This window comes from Photobacterium lucens, from assembly GCF_009873615.1.
Lineage (GTDB): Bacteria > Pseudomonadota > Gammaproteobacteria > Enterobacterales > Vibrionaceae > Photobacterium > Photobacterium lucens.
The window spans coordinates 1-19,923 of sequence record NZ_SSMG01000464.1 but is presented as its reverse complement, the minus strand read 5'-3'; the positions used below and the strand labels follow the sequence as shown (position 1 = coordinate 19,923).

The following is a 19,923-nucleotide window of genomic DNA, read 5'->3' as shown; positions in this document are numbered from 1 at the left end:
ATTACAGTATTTTACGATTTATCAATTGATATAAAAAAACCCACTATAAATAGTGGGTTTCATGTCATTTGAGCTATTCGCAAAAACAAGATCTCAATAACAAAATTATCGAGCTAAGCGAATTAATGAACGACCTAATAGTTTTTCCAGCTCATCAATGCTTTGTTGACCATAACGTGCTTCACATAGAGTAAATAAACGCTCAATACCACTATGTGCAAATTCATGTGAAGTTTCAGCAGAAGAGATATGGTGGAACAATAAACGTAAAATCGCACGGAATTTTTCGTCATCCAGTGCAACTGACCAGCTTGCCGAAAATGCCGCAAGATCTCCTGTTAAATCGAGTTTATCAACAAACAATTGATAAATACGTCCATCAAGCGCATGTGCAAAGTCTTGCTTCTTAGGAAAATGATGGCTAATGCCAGTACGAGAGATCCCTGTTTGATTACTTAACGTGGTGTACGACATTTTGTCATAACCTAAGGTAAGGATTTGATCAATCACGGCATCCATAATCGTTTGGATGGTTATCTCTGTGTCTTCTTTACTACGCTTTGGCATAATGAGTTGACTCTATTCTAATCATTCAATGCAACAGTAACGATTTCAATAATTGCCGTCATTGAAATCAGTGGCTAGCATTAGTATTACAAAATGTTATTCCCTTAACTAGCGTAAACTGGGATTTTTAACTATATGGCGCGGTATATGGTTAAAAAGCACCACATATCATGTAAATATTTACTTCTTACAGCCTATGATTTGCTAATACTAGCGACCAAATTTACGCGCTTCCTGCTCTATATTGCGATATAAGATTTGGGTCCAAAATGGCTGATTTAATGCCGCAATCAGTTTTCCTTTCTTTGGGTCACGAGGGCTGATCACCACTTCAATATTATTAAGCCCAGTTCTTTCTGCTAATAAAAATAGCTCTTCAATACTGTAGTCACCCATTGCTAAACACCCTGTAGAAGCTTCTTTACCATGAATAAAGATATTACTACCTGGTTTTGTTCGCCCTTCTAATCGTGCATATTTACGATCAAATGCATTTGGGTAATCCAGTTTCATCGATAAATGAAAGCGACTATTAGGATTTAATAACGACACGCGATAAATACCTTCTGGTACCTGCTTATCCCCTTCTCGAAGTTTAGGTCCTTTTTTACCACTAATTTTCTCGATATCGTAACGCTTTACATAAGACCATTTGCCGTTTTCTTCAGCCCATAGCTCTAACGACATTTCTTCTTTCATCGCAAAAAGAGCGATATTTTGAGGAGGATAAGTAAGGCCTGCACTCTCAAAGTAACGTTTAATACGAGGTTCAACAAAAGGAGAGTAACGTTTCATTACATCATCTACTGTTCGACTTCCCGTTGGCGGATAAGTCGCATATGAAGATGCAGCTTGAACATCAGTTACAGCAGTAAACATAACCAGTAATGGTAATAACGCTTTTTTAAACACAGAACCCTCAGTATTAGCTAGCTCACTAACAAACGAAAAAAGAAGATGAGAAACATCAAAAACAGGCGCTAGTTTACTGAGGTTTGACGGGGGTGCAACTGCTTCAATGGACATTTTTACAACAAAATATTGCATACTATTTTCAGCAAAAGATAAGTCTTTAATATCCCTATCGCAATTTCAAAAATTGGCATTTACGCCATAAACGTTACAATAACCCAATTCGCATCTCGATTATTAGGCATTCCAATTTTGCACACATTAGAACAAGTACGCTCAGGTGAGCTAGCAGGCATTACCCGATTAAAGATCTCGCAACAATTGACCGCTTTCCCATCAGAAATATTAACGCTCGCTGATAGCTTAGAGATCCTTGATCTAACCGATAATCAACTTAGCCAGTTACCCGACGATTTTGCCAAACTAACCAAGTTACGCATCGTATTTATGTCTAATAACTGCTTTACTGAATTGCCCAAAGTATTAGGTGCCTGCCCGAACTTAGAAATGATAGGGTTTAAATCCAATCAAATCACAACAATGGATGAGACTGCGCTACCGGAAAAATTACGTTGGCTAATTTTAACTGATAATAAAATCACTCAATTACCTAATAGCTTAGGCCTGCGTCCTCGCTTGCAAAAATTGGCTTTAGCGGGTAATCAGCTTACCGAACTACCCGCAACCATGGCGCAATTACACAACCTTGAGCTGATCCGCTTATCAGCTAACCGACTGCAAGCTTTCCCCACCCAACTGCTGGATTTACCTAAGCTGGCCTGGTTAGCGTTTTCTGGTAATGATTTTAACCGTCACCAGCAGGTCGATAATGACTTACCTCAAGTATCGCCTACCGATTACCAGTTACAACATGTATTAGGACAAGGGGCTTCAGGCGTTATTTCCTTAGCGACATGGCGTAATAATGCTCACCAGTTAGCTGATGATATTGCCGTGAAAGTATTTAAGGGTGAAGTGACTTCTGACGGTTACCCTCAAGATGAATTAAATGCCTGTTTAAAAACAGGACGTCATCCAAACCTTGTTCAGTCTTTGGCGCACGTAACAGATCCTAAACACCTCGCTTTAGTGATGGCACTGATCCCTGCGCATTTTAAAAACCTAGGATTACCGCCAACTTTTGCAACCTGTACCCGAGATACTTTCCCTGACGATTTCGAACTTACGATTGAACAAATCGATAGCATGGTAGCGCAAATGACTGATGTGATTACCCATATGCAAAACCAAGGCGTTTCTCACGGTGACATTTATGCCCATAACGTTTTATTTGATGAAGAAGCAAATATTCTCGTGGGTGATTTCGGGGCTGCATCTATTTACGATGATCAACCCAAAGAAATACAACAAAAAATGAAGATCATTGAGTCTCGTGCACTTGGCTATTTCATTGAAGATTTACTTAGTGTTTGTCGAGTACAAGATCGCACGTCGTCAACATACCAAAAATTACATAATCAAGCGCAAAATTTAATCTAGAAGTCATATCGGCAAGCAACAATCAGCAACCAATGGTTGTTGCTTTATCCTAAATCCCCCCACACAAATATGATCTTTGTAACAAATATAATACAAAGTTTTTATTTTAACTCTGAACGTTTTCTTAAAGTTTTCATACAAGCGTTTAAAATAATTGATTGATTTTAAGTCAGTTAATTTCTTTTCATACCATGCGATTCGTTGTGAAAGCCAATTTATCTTACTGATTTTCCTTATGCCACACCTTGACTAGCTCATAAAAGAAGCATTAAATTTAACAATATAATAACAAATGATATCTTCTTCCGGAGACATCCTTGTACTTGTAGCAATCCATTTAAGGGAAATTAATATGGCTCAACTGCTACCCAATGACATGATCCTAAAGTGGGCGGAAGAACGTCCAAACGACATTTACCTCCGTCAAATCATTAACCGTCAATTTGTCGATTACACTTATTCAGAAGTGGCAGACAAAGCATTACGCTTGGTCAGTGCCTTTCGTTCTCTTGGTATTCAACCCGGTGAGCGTATTGCGCTAATTTCAAAAAACTGTGCAGAATGGTTCATTAGCGATCTCGCAATGATGCTTGGTAATTACATTAGTGTGCCTATTTTCCCAACAGCAGGTGCCGATACCATTGAGCATTGTGTTACCCATAGCGACAGTAAATTAATTATTGTCGGTAAACTCGATAGTCCAGATGCCATTAATAGCGTGACCAATAAACTGTCACACATCCCCACAATTTCATTGAGTTATCCAGGAACACCGCAAGGGCAATACACCTTTTCTCAGCTGATCAGCGAGCACCAACCAAGTGAAGAGCGTCCAACTCACAATGATGATGAGTTAATGTCGATTGTTTACACATCAGGTACTTCAGGATTACCGAAAGGTGCGATGTTAACCTACGGCTCATTTGCTTGGGCATCACATCAAATTACGCAACACATTGGTTTGGGCGAAACAGAGCGTCTATTCTCTTACTTACCTCTCGCCCATATTACTGAACGAGTGTATATCTTTGGCTCTTCCATTATGTCAGGACTTCAGGTCGCGTTTCCTGAATCACTCGATACTTTTATTGATGATGTAAAAATGCATCGTCCAACAGTTTTCGTTTCCGTACCAAGGCTTTGGACATTGTTCCAACAACGAATTCAAGAGAAACTGCCACCAGCAAAACTCAATTTATTACTCAAAATCCCACTCATTTCGGGATTGATAAAACGTAAACTTGCTGATGGTTTAGGGCTAAATGAAGCCCGAGTACTAGGCTGTGGCTCAGCCCCTGTTTCAGCGGCATTATTGCGTTGGTATGAAAATATTGGACTTAACATTACCGAAGCATGGGGGATGACCGAATCCTTTGCTTACAGCACATTAAACTATCCATATCGAAGCGATAAAGTCGGCACGGTGGGCAATGCCGCGCCAGGAATAGAACTGAAAATAGCCGCAGATGATGAAATACTGGTTCGCAGTAAAGGTCTCTTTGCTGGCTACTACAACAACGAAGAAGCAACGAAAGAATGCTTCGACCAAGACGGTTGGCTACATACCGGTGATATTGGCTTTTTAGATGAAGAAGGCTACCTTACAATTCAAGGGCGTAAAAAAGATACGTTCAAAACAGCCAAAGGGAAATTTGTCTCCCCTGTTCCAATTGAAAAACGTCTATTTGAATTGAGTAACGTTGAGATGATGTGTTTAGTTGGATCGGGCATGCCCGCCCCAATTTTGCTGGCACTGCCTCACGACTTCCCGAACTTTGATCGTAAACGTTATGAAAAACGGGTACACCGCGTGATTAATACCATAAACAACGAGCTTGAATCTCACGCTAAAATTAAAGGTGTACTGATGATCAAAGAACCATGGTCAATTGAAAATGGCATCTTGACTCCAACACTTAAAATCAAGCGCCATGTACTTGAGAAAAAATACGCAGATATTGGGCATGATTGGCCAAGTGATCAATTAGTCCAATGGGAAGAATAGTGAATCATATTCTTAAGTAAAAAATAATAAAGCCTGATAACGCCTTCCAGCATTTGTTATCAGGCTTTCATTTATTTCATACTTTTCTTACGACTTAAGAATCTAGCGAATATATTGAAGATAGCTCATTCATATATATTTCAAAATAATGGTCGCATTTTGGAAAATATATTCCTATCTACTTAATTGACGAAATAATCTGTCGTTATATCTAAGTTACACACTATAAAACGTACGTTTTTATTTACACCGCCCGTTTGATATCACCAGAAAGAGAACCTTGAAGCATTGCGATAAAGATTTATCATACAAATATCTTCTTTGTTCTAATACTTTCATTATTAAGGATTTAAAAATGGCTAAAGGTGATATGAAAACATGTAAAGGTAAGCGTCGTGCACATTCTCATGGCAATGCTCGTTTAACCACAGAAGGTAAACGTAAGCATCACCACGAATAATTTCATACCATAATCGATCTTGCTAATACTCCTAGTACTAAGTCTTGTTATATTTCAGGGCTTAGTATTTTCTATTTATACCAGCGTTCTCCATAGACAGATGAATAATCTGGTTGAGGAATACTCCTATCATCCTCAACATCGTCTATTAAGGGGCCAACAATCGTTCTATAAGGCAATACTCCTGCCCATACTGGAACATCTTTGTCTTTTGCTTCATCACCAACGCCGTTATTGCTTATCTTCACCGATGCTTCTGTCAATGGCATCGCTAATAATTCTGTGGCAGTTAATTCCTTCTCATCACCTTGGCGAACCAATTCACTTCTTCCTGGCGCAATTTGCTCAATAAAATGATTCAATAATTGATTCTTTTGAGCATTACTTTCAATTATCTCGAACTGACCAAATACCATTGCCGAACGGTAATGTGCACTATGATGAAAAGCTGAACGCGCCAATACCCAGCCATCAAATAAGGTAAAAGTTAAACAACACGATTGGCCTTGTTTTAACGCTCGCATCAAACGACTATTTTTAGCGCCATGCACGTAAATATTGTTATCTACTCGCCATACCAGCATAGGAATAACAAAAGGCTGATCATCTTGGTTAATAGCGATATGAGCGATCAGACTCTCATCAATAATTTGATATAGCTTTGCTGTTTCAAATACTGCTTTCTTTTGACTCTTCTTTATTTCGGTTCTTTTGGTGTTTGATAGCATCATGATGTCCTTCTCTGCTCACAACTTAAATGGCGTCGGATAGACATAACATCAAATTTTGGTACTGTGGATAAGAGCCAGTTTTGAATAATAGATGGATCCAGTTTGAAAATAGATATTGGGGATTTGGCGTTATATGCACAGCAAAGCTCTCGCCAAACAGCACTGTTTATTGCTATTAGGGATAAGATCACCCAAGGCTACTGGGAAACCAATAGCAAACTGCCATCAACCCGACAGTTATCACAAGCATTGTCTGTTAGCCGAAATACTGTCATCGCCGCTTATGAGCAATTAGTCGCTGAAGGCTATATTCAGAGTAAAGCCAGCAGTGGATACTATATTTCAGCGCGCCTACCTGAACATTACCTCACAACAGCACATAACCAGCACGCCTTAGCACCAACATCACTACAGCCGCAGGTAAATAATACCAATAATTCTTTTTCGCCCGGTGTTCCTGATCTCGCTCATTTTCCTTCAAAGAAATGGCAACGCTTATATCAACAACAATTTGATAGAAAAGCATTTCTTGGCTGCAATGATTTACAAGGCGATATCAATTTTAGACAGGTATTAAGCCATTATTTAAAAACATCCCGTTCAGTAAACGTAAATGCAGATAGGATCATCGTTACATCAGGGGCTCAACAAGCCTTGATGATGACAATAATGGCGACAGCACAACCTAACGACACGGTATTAGTGGAAAATCCGGGTTATACCCAAATGCGCAAAGCGCTTTCTCTTTGTAATGTAAATATTGCGCCTCTGCCTGTTACCCCTTTTACTGGCATAAATATGGAACAACTGGCTCAAACCAAGGCAAAAGCTATCTATATAACACCAAGTAACCAATATCCATTAGGCACAACACTTAATATCTCGCAACGAATACAGTTACTTGAATGGGCTAGCCTCCATAACGTCACGATCATTGAAGATGATTATGATAGCGAATTTCAATACGCTCACCAACCTTACCCCTCACTACAAGGGTTGGCTTATCAAACAGGAATAAAGGTCAACATCATCTATATTGGTACCTTTAGTAAAATCATGTTTAACAGCATTAGGCTTGGTTATATGGTGGTGCCAAAGCCCCTTGTCTCTCGCTATCTTGAAATAAAAGATGCCTTGAGTGGTGAAACCCAGATCCAACTTCAATTAGCCATGACTGAGTTTATTCAAGCTGGAGATTTACTGCGCCATATTCGAAAGATGCGACGGCTTTATCAAACCAAATACCAGCATATGCTGCAAAGTATAGAAAAATACTGCTCCAAACATTGGCAAGTGATCAGTCAAGCTGCGGGGTTACATGTCACGGTGAAATGGCAAGTTCCTGTGTGTGAAAAGCGGTTTGCGAAATACACATTACAACAAGGAATTATCATCCGTCCACTTAACTATTATGAACAACCAGATACAAAACGAAATTGGCATGGGGTAGTGCTAGGTTTTGGTAACACTCACCTAGATGATATACCCACACTCATTTCTAAACTTTATACTATTTTCATCTCACTACTTAATGGGCAAATTCAATGAATATTTTCAGTCAACTTCCCAATGAAATACAAGATGAAGAATTTATCGACTTACTGAATACAGGCTCAGTCCGTATTGAACGCATAGTATCAAAGGGGCACATAACCCCTGCAGACAAATGGTACGATCAGAGTGAAGATGAGTGGGTAATTGTGTTAGAGGGTAAAGCAGAAATCACCTTTGATAATGATGAAATAGTAACATTAGAGAAAGGCGATCATCTCCATATTCCAGCTCATAAAAAGCATCGTGTTAGCTGGACAGATCCTAAGCAATTAACCATTTGGCTAGCGGTATTTTTCCAATAAGCCTTGTATAGCCCATTAGAACTCTCGACCCATGTCAGGTACATCACTACAATTCCAACAACAGCTTGAATTTTAGATACAAAAAAGCCCCAGCATTTCAGCTGAGGCTTCGTTGTATTGGCGGAACGGCTGGGCTGGCACTCCAGCGGGACTCTCGACCTTGTGTCAGGTGCATCAATATCATTCCAACAACTGCTTAAATTCCAGATACAAAAAAGCCCCGTCATTGCTGACGAGGCTTCGTTGTGTTGGCGGAGCGGACGGGACTCGAACCCGCGACCCCCGGCGTGACAGGCCGGTATTCTAACCAACTGAACTACCGCTCCAATTCTTTATGAAACCCGATTTCATCGAATCTCTAGAATATGGCGGAGAGATAGGGATTTGAACCCTAGATACGCTATTAACGTATGCCGGTTTTCAAGACCGGTGCTTTCAACCACTCAGCCATCTCTCCGTAAGTGCGGCGAATATTACAGAGTACCGAACTTTCTGTAAACCCTATTTTTTAATAAAAATTACCGTTCGTTTAAAAAACAACCTTTACTCGCTGTTTTTCATTATACTTTGTACACCACTCGTCTTAACTATTCATTATCCTGCTAATTTATCAGCGTTTAATTGTGATGCTAACAGTTCACGTCCTTGCGGCGTAATACGCAAACATTCCTCAAACTGCGGATAACGCTGACTTTCAATTTGATAATATGCTGCTAGCAACTCAGGCTCTAAACCGACTCGCTCTCTCGCCTCTTTCAATGTCAGATCCATTAGCTCGGTATAGTTAACTTTATCTAACGGTTGGCAATCTGAGACATAGCCTAAATGTGCCGCTTTCTTAAAAACGACAATATCTTCATCAGAAAATTTATAAGGCCCTGGGTACAGGTACTTTGCTGCAAAAGTGTACATTTTCTTTTCAGCGGTCGTCATCCTATTAGAAGATCCCATAGTAAAACCAATCACGAACGCTTCGTCTTTTGGCAACATACCTCTACCTAATAAAAGATGAATCACATCATGATCTTCGAGACTTACCGCTCCATTGAATAAATTAATTCCCGGTATATCGAATTTTGGATTTTCAATTAACCTAACAATTAAAGGAATATCAGCACTACCAGCAGCAACAGGCGCTTGAGTTGCTAAACATTCACGTACCGTGGCATTTTCTTCTTCTAAAGGGACATACCACTTTTTCCAATGTGTTCCTTTGACTGGCAGTAGGCTCTTTTGTTGTTGATTATCCATTGCTTCATCCTTTTGGCTTTATAATTCAATTAACTGAGACAGATTACTTTGGATTTCTTTACCTTTTTCAGCATCTTTAATACGATTTTCCATCTGCTCGGTTAATTGATCCATTTCCAAAATAGATTGCGCCATTTGCGGTAATGCTTTCACACGGTATTGGCTAATATCATTTAATGCGGCATTGATATTAGAAAATGCTTGTTTTAGCTTAGTGATATCTAACTGGCTTTCAGAGGCTTGCTTTTGAATCGTCACCCCTTGATCTCGAAGTTGCTCACTGGTTTGTAAAATCAGATCATTGGTTGTTTCATTGACTGCCTGCGTTGCTTTTAAGAGCTTCTTCTGATGTTGCAAAGCTATAGACATCACCGATGCTGTTTCAAGTGCAGAAACCGTAACGTTAATAGCGCGATCAACACCACGGATAAGCTCACGGTTATTTTGCATGATCACCTCGGTAGTGATCACCGCTTGTTGGTTCACCGCTAAGGTTTGCTGTAAATCCATGACACGCTGACGCAATGGAAATAGTACTTGTTCTTGTAAAAACTTAACTTGGCTCTCCGCTAATGTTTGCTTCTCAAGCGTTCCATTTACTTTGGTATCAAGCAGTTGACCAAAACGAACATAATCTTCTAATAAAAACGTCAGTTCACGATAGCGAATTTGATCATCTTCTAGCGTGATATTGTCACGTTGTAATTGCGCTTGCCCACCACGTAGTGATTGCACAATATCTTTGATCACTCCTTCTGCGGTTTGATAACGAGCAAACCATTTCGCAATAGGCGTACCAATAAAAGGAAGAAAGCTCAATAATCGACGGATGGTTCCCATCGTAAAATCGGTACGATTAGGGTTAACCGCATTCACTTGCTGTTGCAGATCCAACAAGCTTTTAGCGGTACCACCGCCATCTTGCGCATCATCGACTAAAGTATGTAACGGGGTTTTCAATAATTGGCTGCATTGCGCTAACTGACGACAACTATCTTCGCCCAACGATGATATTAAATTTGCCATATCACGTTGTTCAGTAAGATCTCGCTCACCGATCGCTAATAGCGCAGTTAAGGTATCTTCAACTTTACGGTTTATTTTGTCGCTTGATTCTGAACTAGAAACTGGAATATCTAAGGTCTTTTTTACAGTATCAGGTGTCGCTAATATTAATGTCGTGTCTTGTTGTGCCATTTTTCTATCCTTAACGAGTACTGTATTTTTGTGCACGTTGAGCAAGTAGACGTAACTCTTCCATCGCAGTTTCAAGCTCCATGCCCTGCTGCGAAGAAATTAATGATAGTTGCGTCGTTACACGATCAAGCTCAGTCATCGCTTGCTCGTTTTCCGTCAACACGGTGGAAATATGTTGCTGAGATTTTTGGTAGATCTCGATGCGCTTTTGCAACGCATCCTTTTGTTGTTCAATAAGAGCAGATGATTCTGCTGACGTTACTCGTTCGGCTTTTAAGCTCTGTATCTGTTGATTAATGTGCGCATAATCAATACCAGATAACGCTTTTGCACTGATTACGACAGCTCGAAGATTATCGAGAGCACCAACAAAGACCGCTTCAGCCATCGTTAAATAACGTGAATACGCCAACTCATCTTTATTTAGTTTGCTATCAAGCACATGCTGAAAGGCGGCAAACTTTCGGCTTAACTGCTCAAGCTGTTTTAACGCATCAGCTTGATTGATCTCATTTAATGCTTGTTGTAAATCAGCCAATGCTTGTTCACGCTTTAGCAATAAAGAGCGGTGATAATGATCCACAATCTCTAACGCATGGCGTTGATACTTAGCTTGGTATCCCCAAAATATTTTTGCAAAACATACGGTGCCAGCAGCAAGGCTGATGCCCCAACTTAAAACACTGCCATCAAACAACACACTATACACAGTTCCGACAACAGCAATCACACCGCTATACAATACGATCGGTACTTGAATGCTTTTAGAAATAACCTGTTTTCTTATCGCTTCAGGTGAAAGAAGATCCAAAATAACTCCTTTTAATAGGTCTCACTTAAAAGTGCGATTTCCACTCGCATTAACCTATTGGCATAACGACGCTGACTTTCTCCGCTTAATCGCTCAAGTGGCTCCTTGCTACCTTTGCCTACCGCATGAATACGACTCGCTTCAAAACCCAACTCATTGACTAAATAATGTTTCACAGCCTTAGCTCGTTCAGCAGATAGCTTTTCGTTTAACGTTTTATCACCACGTAAACCTGTATGACCTTCAACTAAAATTCTAAATTTAGGGTAATGGGTTAAGCTTTCAGCCGTTTGTTTAAGTTGTTGTTTTCCGTTTACTGTCAGTTGATCACTACCACTTGAGAAAATGACAGGGCGTGTTTTTAAGGTGCCAATTTCTGACATGTGAGACCACTGAAGATCGGTTAATGCCTTAAACGATAATGATGTTGATAATTGCGGGTTTTCTTGCAGACCTAAGTTATTCAGTGTCTTTGCTACTGTTTGTATTGGTAGCGAGTTAATCAATCGATAAGGATCGTTATTAGGTAACCATTGCTCCGCTTTACCTGACGTATCGTTAATAACACCAATCGTGCTTTCAATTGTATCTATTAGTAATTGCTGCTGACTAAACCATCCCTGTGTATTACCTTTTAGCCCAACCCATTCCACACCATTAAGTAATTGCTTCACTTGTTGCAGTGGTAAATCAGTCACACTCTCTAGCTCGTTAACCAATTCAGATGGATGATCACGATAATATTTCAGCACTTTAAAATAGGTTGCTAAAAGCGAATCTAACTGTTCGGGTTTATTTTTAATAAAGGTTTTATTAGCAAGTAATACATCTACAATTAAGTTTTTAGTGTCTGCAGTACTGATAACTGTCGTGAAATTGCCTTTAGCAAGTGCGGTTGATACATCCGGCTCCCACAACACCGCAACATCTAATTTTCCATTTAGCAGTTGCTCTAACGCGTTACTTGAACCTGATGTGGGGATACGATCAATATGACTAGCTTTAAACACATCTAAGTCAAAATGCGAAGAAATAGCACGAAGCAAAAACTCACTAGGTGAATCTTGGGTATAGCCTAACGATAAATCTTTCGCTTTTTTTAAGTCGTTTATTGATTTAACGGCATCACTATTAGCAACAATGGCATCGCCACCTTTTGATTCATCGATCACTGCTACAATACTGGCAGGATAACGAAAATCATGCCCTGCCGTGATATAAGCATCAACAGTAGCAACCGCTAAATCAAGCTCACCTGTTTCTAACCCTTTCATGCGCTTTGAATAATCAGCACCATCATCAATGCATGACAAACGGTAACCTTCACGGTGCATTAAACGACGCATCTCTTTAGAACAAAGTGGATAATAGCCAACCCAGTTATCAACCCCTATCGTAATATCTCCTTTTGTTCCTCGGGCATCAGAGGTATCGGCATATAAATGTTCATCAATATGCGGTTGCATCACTTTGTAGCCAATCAATGCCAATACACCAGCTACTAAGATAAAGAGAGCAATTTTGCTGTGCTTTTGCATCCTTTCCTCTTTATGACTTAATTAAAGCTAGAGACATCAAATTGCGCAGATTCAGCAAGCACGCTCTGTAAACCTGCTAATAACTTCTCAGGGTTATTGGCAGATTGGTAGTAAGTGATCCCTTCCGCGTTCAGTGCGTGTCGATTACCGATACAAAAGCCAATAGTATGAATGGTCACAGGCGAGTTTTGATAAATACGGCTAATGGCAACTTCCGGCTCTTCACCTACACTTGCATCACCGTCAGTCACGATGACGACATTATACTCACCATAACCTAATTGCTTTTCTGCCTGCTTTTCTAATGCGGTGTACCCAGATGTTAATGAGCTTTTTAGCGGTGTCGTGCCGCCTGCTTTCACGTCATAAATAGCTTGTTTTAATGTCGCACGATTATTGATACCTAAAGGCACTCGTAGCGATGAATCGGCATTATCAAAGACATATAAACCAACATTCGCATCTTGTGGAATATCATTAATAAAGGTTTGCATCGCTTCTTTCGCGGCAACAATCTTTCTCTGACCATTACCACAATTGGTATTGTCCATCGAACCACTACCATCAAAGATCAATAAATAGTTCGCCGCTAACCAGTTATCACTCGATGAAGTTTGAGTATTACTCAACGTCGGCCAGCTATTTTTTAATGCATCAAAACCATAGCCAGTTGAGACAGCCGGCAAACTTGGTGCTGATACTAACTGTTGTGATGTCGGCTTATCTTTCATGCTCTTATTAATAAAGAACACCGCTAATCCGACGCATATAAATAAAGTAAATTTATTCATGACCAGCCCCTATAATGGTTGGAACACATCAGATTCAGCTTCAAGCTGAATAATTCGAAACACAACACGCATATTTGAACGCCATTCAGCTTCAGTTGCTGGCGCACAAGGATCGCCACCGCACATGCCCGTTTTAGGATTTCCAAAACCGTGTCCAACAAGAGCAAACTGACTTGAATCAAGCGCTACACCTTGATCTGTCGCAAATACCAGAACACTTTCTTTTACACTTTGTGCTCGTGACAGGCTGATATTGCGATTCGATTGCTTAATGCGGTTTAGCACCACACCAGTTTCGCCTTTTTTCTTTGAACGTAGGTATTTAAGCGGATCACTATGTCCTTCCACAGTGATCACTGCGCCACCATAAGTTGAAGCAAGCTCAATCACTCGTAAGAACTCTGACTTATACAGTTGCGGATCAAATTTGTTTTGATTCGGCTGAAAAGCAACTTCAAAAGAAAATAGCTCACCATCTTCCAATGAATTCTGTTGCTGTTTTTTTGCAACGACAGAAGCAACACGTTCACTGTTAAAGCGTGATTTGTTACTGAATGCCACATCAGCCCCTAATTGAGAAAAATCCCAATTGGCTAATAATGGCAATTTTGTAGCAGATGTAAGCCCAAGCGTTTTTAGTGTGCTTTGTATTTCTTGGCTGACTTTAGTGATATTTCGTGGGTAAGCTTTATCGGTAAAAAGTTGTTTGTTTGCATTAATGCCTAAATGCTCAGCATCTGCGTAAAGACCTTTGACATCTTCATGAGCATCTGGAGAATCTAATAATAAATCTGCTGAATATGTCAGTAACGGTGTTAACTGCGCACTAGTGTTAGTGGTATTACTAAATAGTGTCTTCACTTCCGCTGTTGCTGTATTTAACGCTTTTACAAAATTCATCACTTCAGTGCGATGACTTTTAAAATAATCAGCACGAACAGCATACACATCTGCAATAACTCTGTTCGCCGTCTTTGTTGACATCAATATTTTAGCGCCTTGCACCGAATCTTCAGCGCCTGTTCCTACTGTGCCGCCAGATGTTAACGCTAATGCATCTGGTAAAATAACAAATACCGCATCAACATCATCTTCATATAAAGCACTAAATGGACTGTTATCCGTACCTGTCAGATCAGGTAACCATTTAATAGTGACATCTGAAGGTGTAAGCCCTGCATCTTTTAATACCGTGCCCATATAATCAACATGCGGCCCATAAGCTTGCAAGGCGATGGTTTTCCCTTTTAGATCAGCAACCGTTCGAATACTTGGCTTCACCACTAACGCATCACCACCCGATGACCATGATAACTGATGAATAATAACAGGCTGTACGGCTGGTTTATTGGCAAGTAGATCCGACGCGGCATTAATCATACCTAAGGTGCCACGTAAATAAGGGGTTTGACCTGATAAGTAATGAGAAAGCTGATCTGAGAATGTGTCATTACGCTTTAACGTATATTTCAAACCATAACTAGCAAAAAGAGAATCAGCAGAGGTTATCGCTTGGCTGCCATTAGCATAAATCGTATTAATATCAGCCCCCCATGTAATTACAGGCAGCGCATGGGGTTGATTTTTTACCGCAGATACAGAAGTAGTGATCAACTGTTCTAGAGGAATAGGATCTATATATTTAGGTTTAGCAACAACAAGTGTTGATGTAGCAAACACCATTAGCGCTGCAAAATAGCTAGCATATCTCTTCATCAATCCCATTTTTATCCCTCATAACAACTAATCAAATGCACAACATCCTTTTGAGTAGCAGATACGATACCGAATAAAAAATAACCTTCAGGTATGTAGCACGAGAGTAGTGTTAAATTGCGATTGATTTCATAGTAATTAAATGAACATCTTTATCATTTTCATAAATATTCAAGAAAATATGTAAATACCGCTATTAAAACCATAAAAATAGTCAGCTTATTCAAATTAAATGCAATTTTAGATAGAAATGTAAAAGCAAAGTCTGAACAATGTCAGCTTAACGTCATATCAGACTGATTAATAAAACACCTTACAAAACACTGACATTCACCACCTGAATACATCATATTCTCCTCATCGCAGTCAGTGATACCCAAGAGTTAGAGTTTTAGCTCTTCGGTAAAAACATAAATAATAAAGGAAAATATGATGAAAAAGATTCTATTACCATTAGCACTAGTTCTTGCAGCAGCATCTGGTTCAGCACTAGCAGATCAACCAGGCGCATATATCGGTGCTAGCTTAGGTAATGCAACAACGGATCTTAAAGCAGACAATTGGGATTATAACTACGACGAAAATGTTGTTGCATACGGCCTATACGGTGGTTACAACTTCACTGAAAACCTTGGTCTTGAAGCAACACTAGGCCAAACCGGTGAAAAAGATAATATTAAGAAAGGTTACGCGACTCTGACTCCTCGCGTAATGCTGCCACTTAACGATCAGTTCTCTCTATTTGCTAAAGCAGGTGTTGCTTACGTAGCGGCAGACGGTGACTGGAAAGGCATTGACCAAGTAGACGTAGATGTTGATGGTTGGGGCTGGACAGCTGGCGCAGGTGTTAACTTCGCAGTTGCTGAACACGTAGACCTACGCGCAGGTATCGACTACCTATCTACTGATCTAAAGAACGCTGATAACGATAAAGATCTAAACGTAGATTCAGAGACAACTATGTACTACGTGGGTGTTAACTACAAGTTCTAATCCCCTAGCATAGTCCTCTCTAAAAAAGCCATTAGCGAAAGCTGATGGCTTTTTATTGTATCCCCCCCTATTTGACCACATATCATCCAACGATTTGCTTTCATTGTAATCAAATTCGGCATCACTACTGAACATATGTTCAATTAAAAGATCATATGCTCAACAATGGTAATTTTATACACTCCATCCAATTGCTAATAATTACTTATAAACTACCAAGATCACACTTTTTATGAGATCTAAACGTGATTTATTCGCATTTTGAATTGACAAGAAAGCTTAAAAAGACAATTATCGATTTATCAAATGCTCTTAGACAAACCATCCGCTCATACGGAGTGTAAAAGGTTCTGTATAAAGACGTTAAGAATAAGTAATAATTCTTTTGAGCATGACAGCATTTCACGTTATAAATAGTGGCTGGCATGGCATAAGCCCTATAAATAAGGTCAATAGATATGAGCACAAAATTAGAACAGCTACGCGCATTAACAACTGTTGTTGCAGATACTGGTGATATTAAAGACATCACAAAATACCAACCAGAAGATGCGACAACGAACCCTTCATTGATCTTAAAAGCAGCGCAAATCGCTGAATACGCACCTCTTATCGAAGCTTCAATTGCTTACGCAAAAGCACAAAGCAGTGACAAAGCACAACAGGTTCAAGACACTTGTGACATGCTTGCTGTAAATATCGGTAAAGAAATTCTAAACGTTGTACCTGGTCGTATTTCTACAGAAGTAGACGCACGTCTTTCTTACGACACTGAAGGTAGCGTGGCAAAAGCTCGTCAGCTAATCAAAATGTACAACGATGCAGGCATCAGCAACGATCGCATTCTGATCAAATTAGCTTCTACTTGGGAAGGTATCCGTGCGGCAGAAATCCTAGAGAAAGAAGGCATCAACTGTAACCTAACACTTCTATTCTCATTTGCTCAGGCTCGTGCATGTGCAGAAGCTGGTGTTTACCTAATTTCTCCATTCGTTGGTCGTATTATGGACTGGTACAAGGCGAAAGAAGGTCGTGATTTTGCACCACAAGAAGATCCAGGTGTGATTTCTGTAACGAATATCTATAACTACTACAAAGAACACGGTTACAATACCGTGGTTATGGGCGCAAGTTTCCGTAACACTGGTGAAATTCTTGAATTAGCAGGTTGTGACCGCTTAACCATCAGCCCACAACTACTTCAAGAGCTAGAAGAAGCACAAGGCGACGTTGTTCAAAAACTAAAAGAGGCAACTGAGCTTAAAGCGCGTCCAGCTGCGATGACACATGCTGAGTTCCTATGGGAGCATAACCAAGACGCAATGGCTGTTGAAAAACTAGCTGAAGGTATTCGTAATTTCGCTATTGATCAAGGCAAACTAGAAGCAATGATCGCTGAGCGTCTGTAATACAGAAATAACTATTTCAGAAAGCGGCAGATAACGCCGCTTTCTTAAGTTTAAAATTCAAATATTTTGGTGGAAACACTATGGAACATAAAATGTTAGCGAATGCTATTCGTGCGCTAAGCATGGATGGTGTACAACAAGCAAATTCTGGTCACCCTGGCGCACCTATGGGTATGGCTGATATCGCTGAAGTACTTTGGCGTGGTCACATGAACCACAACCCACAAAACCCACAGTGGGCTGATCGCGACCGTTTTGTACTATCAAACGGCCACGGTTCAATGCTTATCTATTCGCTACTTCACCTAACAGGTTACGATCTATCTATCGATGATCTGAAGAACTTCCGTCAACTTCACTCTAAAACACCAGGTCACCCGGAATACGGTTACGCACCAGGTGTTGAAACGACAACTGGTCCTCTAGGTCAAGGTATCACTAACGCGGTAGGTATGGCGATTGCAGAAAAAGCAATGGCTGCACAATTTAACCGTGAAGGTCATGACGTTGTTAACCACCACACTTACGCTTTCCTTGGCGACGGCTGTCTAATGGAAGGTATCTCTCACGAAGCATGTTCACTTGCAGGTACTTTAGGTCTTGGCAAACTGATCGCTTTCTGGGATGACAACGGTATTTCTATCGATGGTCACGTTGAAGGTTGGTTCACAGATAACACACCTGAGCGTTTTGAGTCTTACGGCTGGCACGTAATTCCTGCTGTTGATGGTCACGATGCTGCAGCAATCAACGCAGCAATTGAAGCAGCTAAAGCTGAAACAAACAAGCCTACGCTAATTTGTTGTAAAACAATCATCGGTTTTGGTTCTCCTAATAAGTCAGGTTCTCACGACTGTCACGGTGCTCCACTAGGCGCTGATGAAATTAAAGCAGCACGTGAATTCCTAGGTTGGACTTACGGTGCATTTGAAATCCCAGCAGAAATTTACGCTGAATGGGACGCAAAAGAAGCAGGTAAAGTGAAAGAAGCAGCATGGGATGAGAAATTTGCAGCATACGCAGCAGCTCATCCAGAACTAGCCGCTGAATTCAAGCGTCGTATGAACGGTGAACTACCAGCGAACTGGGATCAGGTAACATCTGAAATCATTGCAGATCTTCAAGCTAACCCAGCAAACATCGCTTCTCGTAAAGCATCTCAAAATGCACTAGAAGCGTTTGGTAAGCTACTACCTGAATTCATGGGTGGTTCTGCTGACCTTGCTCCTTCTAACCTAACAATGTGGTCTGGCTCTAAGTCAATCACACCTACTGATGCATCAGGCAACTACATTCACTACGGTGTACGTGAATTTGGTATGACTGCAATCATCAACGGTATCGCACTACACGGTGGTTTCGTACCTTACGGCGCAACATTCCTAATGTTTATGGAATACGCACGTAACGCAATGCGTATGGCTGCACTAATGAAAGTGCAGAACATCCAAGTTTACACTCACGACTCAATCGGTCTTGGTGAAGATGGTCCTACGCACCAACCTGTAGAGCAAATTGCTTCTCTACGCCTAACACCAAACATGAGCACATGGCGTCCATGTGACCAAGTTGAATCAGCAGTAGCTTGGAAATACGCTATCGAGCGTAAAGATGGTCCAACATCGCTAATCTTCTCTCGTCAGAACCTAACACAACAAGATCGTGATGCAGCACAAGTAGCTAACATCGCGAAAGGTGGTTACGTTCTTAAAGATTGTGAAGGCAAACCAGAGCTAATTCTTATTGCAACAGGCTCTGAAGTAGGTATTGCAGCAGAAGCTTACGCACAGCTAACAGCTGAAGGCCGTAAGGTTCGTCTAGTATCAATGCCAGCAACAGACCTATTCGATAAGCAAGATGCTGCTTACCGTGAAAGCGTACTACCTTCAGACGTAACTGCACGTGTTGCTGTTGAAGCAGGTATTGCAGATTACTGGTACAAGTATGTTGGTTTTGATGGTCGTATCATCGGTATGACAACATTTGGTGAATCAGCACCTGCTGAAGAGCTATTCAAAATGTTTGGTTTTACAACTGAAAACGTTGTAAACACAGCAAAAGAATTACTTGCGTAATATTGCCTTTAATAATAAAAAGCCGAGCTAAATAGTGAAGTGACCCCCAATAGTTGGACACCAATTATTGGGGGTCTTTTATGTCCAAATATAGTCGAGAGTTAAAATGCA

General features: G+C 40.4%; 17 protein-coding genes and 2 tRNA genes. 8 read left to right on the top strand and 11 right to left on the bottom strand.

All coding sequences use genetic code 11. The features are described from left to right. Positions 1 to 105: 105 nt before the first annotated feature. Positions 106 to 567 carry a TetR/AcrR family transcriptional regulator gene (locus E5A76_RS19010; protein WP_053987588.1) on the bottom strand — a complete coding sequence of 154 codons (462 nt, stop codon included), beginning with the start codon at positions 565 to 567 and terminating at the stop codon, positions 106 to 108. A gap of 210 nt (positions 568 to 777) precedes the next feature. Then, the gene (locus tag E5A76_RS19005) at positions 778 to 1,614 is read right to left on the bottom strand and encodes a L,D-transpeptidase family protein (RefSeq protein ID WP_237459317.1); all 837 of its coding nucleotides are present in this window, start codon (positions 1,612 to 1,614) and stop codon (positions 778 to 780) included. A gap of 117 nt (positions 1,615 to 1,731) precedes the next feature. Here E5A76_RS19005 and E5A76_RS19000 point away from each other — a divergent pair, with 117 nt between their 5' ends. From E5A76_RS19000 to E5A76_RS18990, 3 genes are all read left to right on the top strand, one after another. Further along, positions 1,732 to 2,979 (top strand): leucine-rich repeat-containing protein kinase family protein, encoded by a 1,248-nt coding sequence (locus E5A76_RS19000; RefSeq protein ID WP_161119877.1) that lies wholly within the window; start codon positions 1,732 to 1,734, stop codon positions 2,977 to 2,979. A 352-nt stretch (positions 2,980 to 3,331) separates the two neighbouring features. After that, positions 3,332 to 4,984, top strand: a complete 1,653-nt coding sequence (locus tag E5A76_RS18995) for an AMP-binding protein (protein WP_053987586.1) — start codon at positions 3,332 to 3,334, stop codon at positions 4,982 to 4,984. A 355-nt stretch (positions 4,985 to 5,339) separates the two neighbouring features. Continuing rightward, a complete protein-coding gene (locus E5A76_RS18990) occupies positions 5,340 to 5,444 on the top strand; it encodes a 30S ribosomal protein THX (RefSeq protein ID WP_080562918.1) in 105 nt (34 codons plus the stop codon). A 71-nt stretch (positions 5,445 to 5,515) separates the two neighbouring features. Here E5A76_RS18990 and E5A76_RS18985 read toward each other — a convergent pair whose 3' ends face one another. Further along, positions 5,516 to 6,172: a pyridoxamine 5'-phosphate oxidase family protein gene (locus E5A76_RS18985; RefSeq protein ID WP_161119879.1), complete on the bottom strand. Its 657-nt coding sequence runs from the start codon at positions 6,170 to 6,172 to the stop codon at positions 5,516 to 5,518. A gap of 90 nt (positions 6,173 to 6,262) precedes the next feature. On the opposite strand from E5A76_RS18985, the gene pdxR reads away from it, so the two are divergent. Continuing rightward, positions 6,263 to 7,723, top strand: a complete 1,461-nt coding sequence (gene pdxR, locus E5A76_RS18980; protein ID WP_161119878.1) for a MocR-like pyridoxine biosynthesis transcription factor PdxR — start codon at positions 6,263 to 6,265, stop codon at positions 7,721 to 7,723. Continuing rightward, positions 7,720 to 8,031 (top strand): cupin domain-containing protein, encoded by a 312-nt coding sequence (locus E5A76_RS18975; RefSeq protein WP_161119876.1) that lies wholly within the window; start codon positions 7,720 to 7,722, stop codon positions 8,029 to 8,031. The genes pdxR and E5A76_RS18975 overlap by 4 nt, the downstream gene beginning before the upstream one ends. Before the next feature lie 249 nt (positions 8,032 to 8,280). Here the strand turns inward: E5A76_RS18975 and E5A76_RS18970 are convergent. The 8 genes from E5A76_RS18970 to E5A76_RS18935 all read right to left on the bottom strand — a co-directional run bounded on the left by E5A76_RS18970 (position 8,281) and on the right by E5A76_RS18935 (position 15,335). Next, positions 8,281 to 8,357, bottom strand: a tRNA-Asp gene (locus tag E5A76_RS18970). A gap of 40 nt (positions 8,358 to 8,397) precedes the next feature. Further along, positions 8,398 to 8,488: transfer RNA gene (locus E5A76_RS18965), tRNA-Ser, on the bottom strand. Positions 8,489 to 8,625: 137 nt separating this feature from the next. After that, on the bottom strand, positions 8,626 to 9,282 hold the full coding sequence (locus E5A76_RS18960) for a hypothetical protein (RefSeq protein WP_053987584.1): 657 nt from the start codon (positions 9,280 to 9,282) through the stop codon (positions 8,626 to 8,628). An 18-nt stretch (positions 9,283 to 9,300) separates the two neighbouring features. Then, positions 9,301 to 10,479, bottom strand: coding sequence for a toxic anion resistance protein (locus tag E5A76_RS18955; protein ID WP_161119875.1), 1,179 nt, complete (start codon positions 10,477 to 10,479; stop codon positions 9,301 to 9,303). A gap of 10 nt (positions 10,480 to 10,489) precedes the next feature. Next, positions 10,490 to 11,290, bottom strand: coding sequence for a hypothetical protein (locus tag E5A76_RS18950; protein ID WP_161119874.1), 801 nt, complete (start codon positions 11,288 to 11,290; stop codon positions 10,490 to 10,492). Between the two features lie 11 nt (positions 11,291 to 11,301). Beyond that, a complete protein-coding gene (locus E5A76_RS18945; protein ID WP_161119873.1) occupies positions 11,302 to 12,828 on the bottom strand; it encodes a phosphate ABC transporter substrate-binding/OmpA family protein in 1,527 nt (508 codons plus the stop codon). A 17-nt stretch (positions 12,829 to 12,845) separates the two neighbouring features. After that, positions 12,846 to 13,619: a vWA domain-containing protein gene (locus E5A76_RS18940; protein ID WP_161119872.1), complete on the bottom strand. Its 774-nt coding sequence runs from the start codon at positions 13,617 to 13,619 to the stop codon at positions 12,846 to 12,848. A gap of 9 nt (positions 13,620 to 13,628) precedes the next feature. Further along, positions 13,629 to 15,335 (bottom strand): ABC transporter substrate-binding protein, encoded by a 1,707-nt coding sequence (locus E5A76_RS18935; RefSeq protein ID WP_237458753.1) that lies wholly within the window; start codon positions 15,333 to 15,335, stop codon positions 13,629 to 13,631. Between the two features lie 432 nt (positions 15,336 to 15,767). On the opposite strand from E5A76_RS18935, the gene E5A76_RS18930 reads away from it, so the two are divergent. The 3 genes from E5A76_RS18930 (at position 15,768) to tkt (ending at position 19,812) form a co-directional block, all read left to right on the top strand. Beyond that, complete coding sequence (locus E5A76_RS18930) at positions 15,768 to 16,328, top strand: outer membrane protein (RefSeq protein WP_107166132.1); 561 nt, start codon at positions 15,768 to 15,770, stop codon at positions 16,326 to 16,328. Between the two features lie 458 nt (positions 16,329 to 16,786). Further along, entirely contained in the window at positions 16,787 to 17,737 is a 951-nt protein-coding gene (gene tal, locus E5A76_RS18925; protein ID WP_053987577.1) for a transaldolase, read from the top strand. A gap of 80 nt (positions 17,738 to 17,817) precedes the next feature. Further along, the gene (tkt, locus tag E5A76_RS18920) at positions 17,818 to 19,812 is read left to right on the top strand and encodes a transketolase (protein ID WP_107166133.1); all 1,995 of its coding nucleotides are present in this window, start codon (positions 17,818 to 17,820) and stop codon (positions 19,810 to 19,812) included. The last annotated feature ends 111 nt before the right edge of the window (positions 19,813 to 19,923 follow it).